Annotated in this window: 4 protein-coding genes; all 4 read right to left on the bottom strand. The window is 43.4% G+C overall.

The window, feature by feature from the left end; genetic code table 11:
* Positions 1 to 131: 131 nt before the first annotated feature.
* Positions 132 to 2,582, bottom strand: a complete 2,451-nt coding sequence (locus tag AYW76_RS19005; RefSeq protein ID WP_082866303.1) for a P-loop NTPase — start codon at positions 2,580 to 2,582, stop codon at positions 132 to 134.
* 80 nt (positions 2,583 to 2,662) lie between these two features.
* Entirely contained in the window at positions 2,663 to 3,877 is a 1,215-nt protein-coding gene (locus tag AYW76_RS17905) for a tyrosine-type recombinase/integrase (protein ID WP_067223783.1), read from the bottom strand.
* 306 nt (positions 3,878 to 4,183) lie between these two features.
* On the bottom strand, positions 4,184 to 5,761 hold the full coding sequence (gene guaA, locus AYW76_RS17900) for a glutamine-hydrolyzing GMP synthase (RefSeq protein ID WP_067223780.1): 1,578 nt from the start codon (positions 5,759 to 5,761) through the stop codon (positions 4,184 to 4,186).
* 100 nt (positions 5,762 to 5,861) lie between these two features.
* On the bottom strand, positions 5,862 to 7,328 hold the full coding sequence (gene guaB, locus AYW76_RS17895) for an IMP dehydrogenase (protein WP_067035681.1): 1,467 nt from the start codon (positions 7,326 to 7,328) through the stop codon (positions 5,862 to 5,864).
* Positions 7,329 to 7,350: the final 22 nt, after the last annotated feature.

Genomic DNA, 7,350 nt, shown 5'->3' with positions numbered 1-7,350 from the left:
AGTTGATACAAGCCTTATTGCCGCGAAGACTAGAAAATGAAATGGCATTTTAGACTAAAAACGCCATTATTCAGGGACGACTATTTAATTCCGCCATTAAAAATAAAAAGGCCAGCCTTTTTATTTTTAAATCAATCCACAGAGCTATAGTCCTGAAAACTCCATTTCCCATGCAAATAATACTTCATCATTTTATCTTTCGCCTGGTTTATTCTCGGTGAATCGATGCTTTTTTTATTCATTTCTTCATAATAACTTTTAGCAAATATTTTTGCTTTTTGGGCCCGTCCAAATTTATGTAAATATTGAATATGGCCTTCAGATAAAGCAATAATTGGATACCTATCAAAAACCTTAATGTCTGATCGATCTAATTTTCTTAGACTTTCTTCAGCCATTTTAAAGTACGATTCAGCTATAATCTCTTCATCTTCCTCAAGTGCCATAATAATACGCTGTTGTGCCAAGGCATGTTCAACATGAGCAGAATCGTAAGCATCAAAAGCTATTCTTAGCTTTTCATATGCTTCTCTTTGTTTTCCAAAAGATCTTAGTGCCAATCCATATTGCATGAGAAATAGACCATCGGACTCAAAAACCTTTTCAAAATTCTTATAAAGTGAACAAATTAAAAACTCATCTTTACCTAAAAGCTTCCTTAATGCTTTTGCATTAACCAAATGCTTATAAATTTTAGCTTCCTGACTCTTTCCTTTAAGTGACGGAACGATTGGAACATCATAGACACTAAATGCTTCAATATATGCTTTCAGAATATCATATATTTCTTCTTTTGAAACATACATGTCTAATATTCTTTCAATATATACTTTATGCCTAGTTTGAATATAGCCATTGCTATATTTTATAATGCCTTCCATCCTTTTCGACATTTCATATATGTTCTGATCAACTCCAAGATAACCCAATGCCCTAGTGATTGTAACTTCAGAAGCATTTACACCTTGAGTAGTTGCTAAGCCAGACAAAAGCAATAAATATCTTTCTGATTTTGATTCTATTCTTTGATAATCTTTCTTAATTATCTCATTAAAACCTTCTCCAGAAGTAGCTTCTAAAAGACCTATTAGAAGCTGACTTTTTGCTCTTTTTAAAAGCTCTATTCTTCTATTTTTTAAAGACATTTTCTCCAGACGAGTCCAATTACCATACTGTTTTATTTTCTCTAATATTGGATCCGCATCCTTTGAGTCAATATTTTGAAGGTGTAATTCTCCAACATTAATTCCGTGAAAATATTCCTTAACTCTAGAGCTATAAATCCCTAAGTTTTCAGCAGAAACAAATACTACCTTTGAGCTTCCTTGTTTTATTATATTAGAAACTTCGTAGGAAAAATCACCAAGTCTTTCTATGAAAATATAAAATGTGCTGTCAATTTTACTACTTAAATCCTCAACTAATGACTTTAAATCACCACTGTAAGCATCAAGAAAATACACAGCGTTTGAATCAGATAACCTTAAAGCCACTTGTTTTAAAAGAGTTGTCTTCCCAGATCCAGCAGCACCCTTAACAACATAAAGTTGAAATTCATTTTCAAATATTAAGTTATAAAAATCTCTGAAGGATTTAAGATAAGCAGGAATTTCATTATAGATATCATGCCAGCTTGGCTTATAGCCTTTATAAAATGACTTTATAGGGTATGTTTTCTCCGGATCAGCCTGAACACTAATATTACCTTTATATACTGGAAAGATCCCATCATATAACTTATTAACGCCGCCCTTTTCATTTATTATTAAATGTGGCTTAGAGTTTTTAAGAAGATCAATATTATCAGGAATATTCTGAAATTCTAATTTCAACCAATCCACAAAATCTTTCAAAGTACCTGGTATATGTTCTAAATTAGATGCAGCAAAATTATCCACTTGCATTTCAGTAAGACTTGGAATTAGAAGATAACTCCTCTGTTCCGAGCTATTAGTTTTACCCTTATATCTCTCAACCTGGTGTTTAAAAAGAGGTTCATCGAGCCTGGTCCCAATAAATAAAAATGTATATTTCAAGTAGTCGTCAGCAAGTTCCTCGTACCATAAAGGAGGGTTACCAGATGCTTGAGCGTACTCTTGAGAAGAAAATATAAAACCATCCGCTATTCTATTAACATCGCCATTAAGTTTAATGTAATCCATACTTTCAAATAGCTGATCAGGATCACAAACCTTATCTCCTCTCAATCGAATATAAAATTTTCTTTTAGAATGCAAATACAAAGATTTTTCAAAGGCGTCATCAATATTTAAAGTATAAACCCGCAGAAAAGGATACTTTGCTATTTCATTAAACTCATTCGAAGGTGTACAGTGCTTAAAATTCTCTTCAAATATATTATCGACCTGACTTCCTAACTTACTTCTTGCTGCACCATATGCCTCTGATAAAGATTCATCATTGTAAGCAGAGTAGCCACATGCTTCCGAAAAGATCTTTGCAAGATCCCAAGCCATTGGAATTTCTTCTTTTTTTCCATTTAATGAACCTCTAGATGCTCCTGCTCCGAAGAGAAGTACTAGCCTTCCATTCAATAGTGCTTGCTTGATGTGAGAATTCACAAATATTTCTCCCTAAATATAATAAGCTAATTATTTCTTAGAGCTGATAATATACTTCCAGAAAGGCATCGCCAACTCATTCAGCTAAATACACACACGGAGTTTTGAACTGAACACCACTCATCAATCATATCTGCCCAATCCTGCAACATGGCCGCGCGCTGTTCTCGGTACTCAGCTTTGTTGTAGATGGCTCTGACGCCTTTCTGTTCGTGGGCTAAGCATTTCTCGATCCAGTCACTGTTATAGCCCGCTTCATGAAGCAAGGTACTTGCTGTACGGCGTAGATCGTGAGGGCCGAACTTCTCCATCGGTATGCCGTCTTTCTGTGCGGCCTGGAAGGTGTATTTCAACACTAGGTTAATCGTGGCGTTACTCATGGGTTGATCGGTGTCGTAGCGTGACGGTAGAACATACTCTGAGCAGCCGGCAAAGGTCTTTAACGCAACTAACAAATCTATCGCCTGGCGTGATAGGAACACCAAGTGAGGTTTACGGCGTTTCATACGCTCTTTAGGAATGCTCCATAGGGCTTCACTGAAATTAATCTCACTCCATTTCGCCTGGCACAACTCCCCTTTTCGCACCATGGTTAGCAGGAGCAGTTTAGCCGCGGCGCGGTTAACCGGGCTGGTGCCTACTTTCTCTAGGTACTTGTACATCACGCCGATCTCTTCTGGCGTTAACGAGCGGTCCCTTGGCTGGAATCGAGCAATAGAGTTTGGGCGTACATGATCGGCTGGGTTCTCTACCTTCTGGCCGCGCTCCATGGCCCAACGAAATACCTGCATCACGATCTCGCGGGTATGCACTGCCGTGGCCGGTGCACCTCGATCCACGATGCTGTTAGTCAGCATGCGTAGGTCCTCATGGGAGATTTCTGTTAGCTGTAGATTGCCAAACTTGGCTTTGAGTTCACGTTCATAGATCGAGCGGCGCATATCTCGGGTGGATTCTGCCATTTGATAACCACGCAACCACTTGTCTGCCCAGGCTCCAAATGTTGCCGCATCCTTCACACGAGCTTTGCTACGCGCTTTTTCCTTTGCAGGAGATCTTCCGTTCGCGATTAGTTTCTTAGCCTCTCCAAGCTGCTCACGGGCTTCTGCGAGGCTGATGCCACCATTGCCATAGCGGCCAAAGGTAATCGTTTCCTGGCGTCCATTGATGGAATAGTTGTAACGAAAGGACTTAGTACCCGCTGCGGTGACGGCCACGTACAAGCCATCACGGTCGTTTACTTTGTAGAGTTTATCCTTGGGTTTTAGGTTTCTGATCTTGGTATCGGTCAGCATGACTATGGTTCTCCGTTGAGTTTAATACCATGCTGTAAAACCTATGTTTTAGAGTCTATTTTCTCTTTTACTTTCATGCAGTTAGAGAAAATCCATACCATGAGGCGTAGAAACGTCGCGTTATGGTATCGGGATTGAGCATGGTGTTTGGAGAAAATAATACCCACCGCTATACCCCGGTCAAACCGTGCTTGAAGCTGCTAGACAGTGCCAAATGATTTGGCTGTTAGACAACAAAAAGCCCGCTAGAGAGCGGGCTTGGGAGTGTTTATTGCTGTTCAGTGCAGGGTGTTACCTAACGCTGAATTATTCCCACTCGATGGTTGCTGGTGGCTTAGACGATACGTCGTAAGTCACGCGGGAGATGTGTTCGATTTCGTTGATGATACGACCCGACACTTTCTCTAGTAGCTCGTATGGTAGGTGTGCCCAACGTGCTGTCATGAAGTCGATGGTTTCTACAGCACGTAGCGCCACAACGTATTCGTAACGGCGGCCATCACCTACTACACCTACAGATTTCACTGGTAGGAAGACTGCGAACGCTTGGCTTGTTTTTTCGTACCAGCCAGCGTTGCGTAGCTCTTCGATGAAGATGGCATCCGCGCGACGTAGGATGTCGGCGTATTCTTTCTTCACTTCACCAAGGATGCGCACACCAAGACCTGGTCCTGGGAATGGGTGACGGTACACCATGTCGTACGGTAGGCCTAGCTCTAGACCAAGCTTACGCACTTCGTCTTTGAATAGCTCACGTAGTGGCTCGACCAGTTGCATCTTCATGTCTTCTGGAAGACCGCCGACGTTGTGGTGCGATTTAATCACGTGCGCGCCACCGGTTTTACCCGCTGCCGATTCGATGACGTCAGGGTAAATCGTACCTTGCGCTAGGAATTCAACTTCCGTCAGTGTTGTCGCTTCTTCATCAAACACTTCAATGAAGGTATTACCAATCACTTTACGTTTCGCTTCTGGGTCAGATACGCCGCTCAGTTTGCCAAGGAATAAGTCTTCCGCGTCAACGCGAATCACGTTAACACCCATGTTCTGCTTGAACATGGCCATTACTTGATCACCTTCACCTAAACGAAGCAGACCGTTGTCAACGAAGACACAGGTAAGCTGTGTGCCAATGGCTTTGTGAAGCAACGCGGCGACAACAGATGAGTCGACACCACCAGACAGTGCCAAAAGCACTTTCTTATCGCCCACTTGCGCTTGCATGCGCTCGATCGCATCTTGTGCGATGTTGGCAGGCGTCCACAGTGTTTCACAGCCACAGATATCAACAACAAAGCGCGATAAAATGCGGCCACCTTGAAGCGTGTGTGTCACTTCTGGGTGGAATTGCAGGCCGTAGAATTTTTTCGACTCATTGGCCATGGCAGCAATCGGACAGCTTTCAGTGGAAGCCATCAATGCGAAGCCTTTAGGCATATCAACGACTTTATCACCGTGGCTCATCCAAACATCCAACAGCGGAACACCGTTGTTCGCGACATGGTCTTCAATACCTTCAAGAAGGGAGAAGTTGCCATGCGTGCGGATTTGCGCGTAACCAAACTCACGCACTTCCGATCCTTGAACTTTACCGCTCATTTGTTCCGCCATGGTTTGCATGCCGTAACAAATACCAAGAACCGGTACGCCTAGCGTAAACACGGCTTCTGGTGCGCGAGGAGAACCTTCGTCTGCAACAGATTCAGGACCACCAGCAAGGATAATACCTTTAGGGTCAAAGTCGATGATCTCTTGGTCGTCCATGTCAAACGCACGAACTTCACAGAAAACACCAATCTCACGTACACGACGCGCAATCAGCTGCGTGTATTGAGAGCCAAAATCAAGAATAAGAATTTTATGAGCGTGGATATCTTGCGACATTGTTAGCTAGTCCTTCGCTCCTACCCAGTAAGAGCTGTTCAAAAAAAAAGAAGATGGGGCGCAGAAACTACGCCCCATCTTGGTTTTAATCTATCAGCGCTTAAACGTGATAGTTTGGTGCTTCTTTAGTGATGGTCACGTCATGAACGTGGCTCTCACGCATACCTGCACCGGTAATTTGAGAAAATTGCGTTTTAGTACGCATTGTCTCGATATCAGCTGAACCAGTGTAACCCATTGAAGAACGAACACCGCCCATCAATTGAAGTACAACAGCCGCCATAGGGCCTTTAGAAGGTACGCGACCTTCAATGCCTTCAGGAACAAGCTTCTCTACGCCACTGCTCGCATCTTGGAAGTAACGATCAGAAGAACCTTGAGACTGAGACATCGCACCTAGCGAGCCCATACCACGGTAAGCTTTGAATGAGCGACCTTGGAATAACACGACTTCACCTGGTGCTTCGTCTGTACCTGCTAGCAAACCACCAACCATGATCACGCTGGCACCGGCGGCGATCGCTTTAGCGATATCACCAGAGAAACGTACGCCACCGTCAGCAATAACTGGAATGTTACGCTCGTTCATCACCGCAGCAACGTTCGCTACCGCACTGATTTGAGGAACGCCCACACCTGCCACAATACGCGTTGTACAGATCGATCCTGGACCAATACCGACTTTAACGCCATCAGCACCGGCGTCAGCCAACGCAATCGCTGCTTCCGCTGTAGCAATGTTGCCACCGATCACTTGTACTTGAGGGAAGTTTTCTTTTACCCAACGTACGCGATCGATAACGCCTTTAGAATGACCATGTGCTGTATCAACAACAATCACGTCAACGCCGGCTTCTGCTAGCGCTTTCACACGATCGCCAGTATCTGCACCAGTACCCACTGCGGCACCTACACGAAGACTGCCGTTTTCATCTTTGCATGCCAGCGGGAAAGTTTGCGCTTTATTGATGTCAGTAACAGTGACCATACCGCGTAGTTCAAACTGCTCGTTCACAACCAGTACTTTTTCAATACGGTGTTCGTGCAATAGTTTGCGGATAGAGCCGCTTGATGCGCCTTCTAGTACGGTTACTAGACGCTCTTTTGGCGTCATGATATCAGCAACAGTTTTGTCGAAGTCTTTGATAAAACGAACATCACGGCTGGTGACGATACCAACTAGGCTTTTACCTTCTACGACAGGTACACCAGAAATGTTGTTTGCAGCGGTGACTTCCATCAACTCGCGAACCGTTGCAGTCGGGTGAATCGTAACTGGATCCTTAACGATGCCGCTTTCGAATTTTTTAACGCGACGAACTTCCGCTGCTTGTTGCTCAATCGTTAGGTTTTTGTGGATAATGCCCATGCCGCCTTCTTGGGCTAAGGCTATCGCCATGCGGTGTTCTGTCACCGTGTCCATGGCAGAAGAAACAAGAGGAATATTAAGTTCGATGTCCTTTGTGATGCGCGTTTTAAGCTTTACATCATTAGGCAGAACTTCAGAATAGCCGGGGATAAGCAATACGTCATCAAACGTTAATGCTTCTTGTGCAATTCGTAACATAATAGGGAATTTCCAATGCCAA

The sequence above is a fragment of the Marinomonas gallaica genome (genome assembly GCF_001639745.1).
Taxonomy (GTDB): Bacteria; Pseudomonadota; Gammaproteobacteria; order Pseudomonadales; family Marinomonadaceae; genus Marinomonas; species Marinomonas gallaica.
Note: the sequence above shows the minus strand (reverse complement) of the source record. Positions and strands in the feature narration are given on the sequence as shown.

Excerpts from the sequence above, each read along its gene's own strand:
- guaB (WP_067035681.1), bottom strand. The coding sequence starts at position 7,328 with ATGTTACGAATTGCACAAGAAGCATTAACGTTTGATGACGTATTGCTT.
- guaA (WP_067223780.1), bottom strand. The coding sequence starts at position 5,761 with ATGTCGCAAGATATCCACGCTCATAAAATTCTTATTCTTGATTTTGGC.
- AYW76_RS17905 (WP_067223783.1), bottom strand. The coding sequence starts at position 3,877 with ATGCTGACCGATACCAAGATCAGAAACCTAAAACCCAAGGATAAACTC.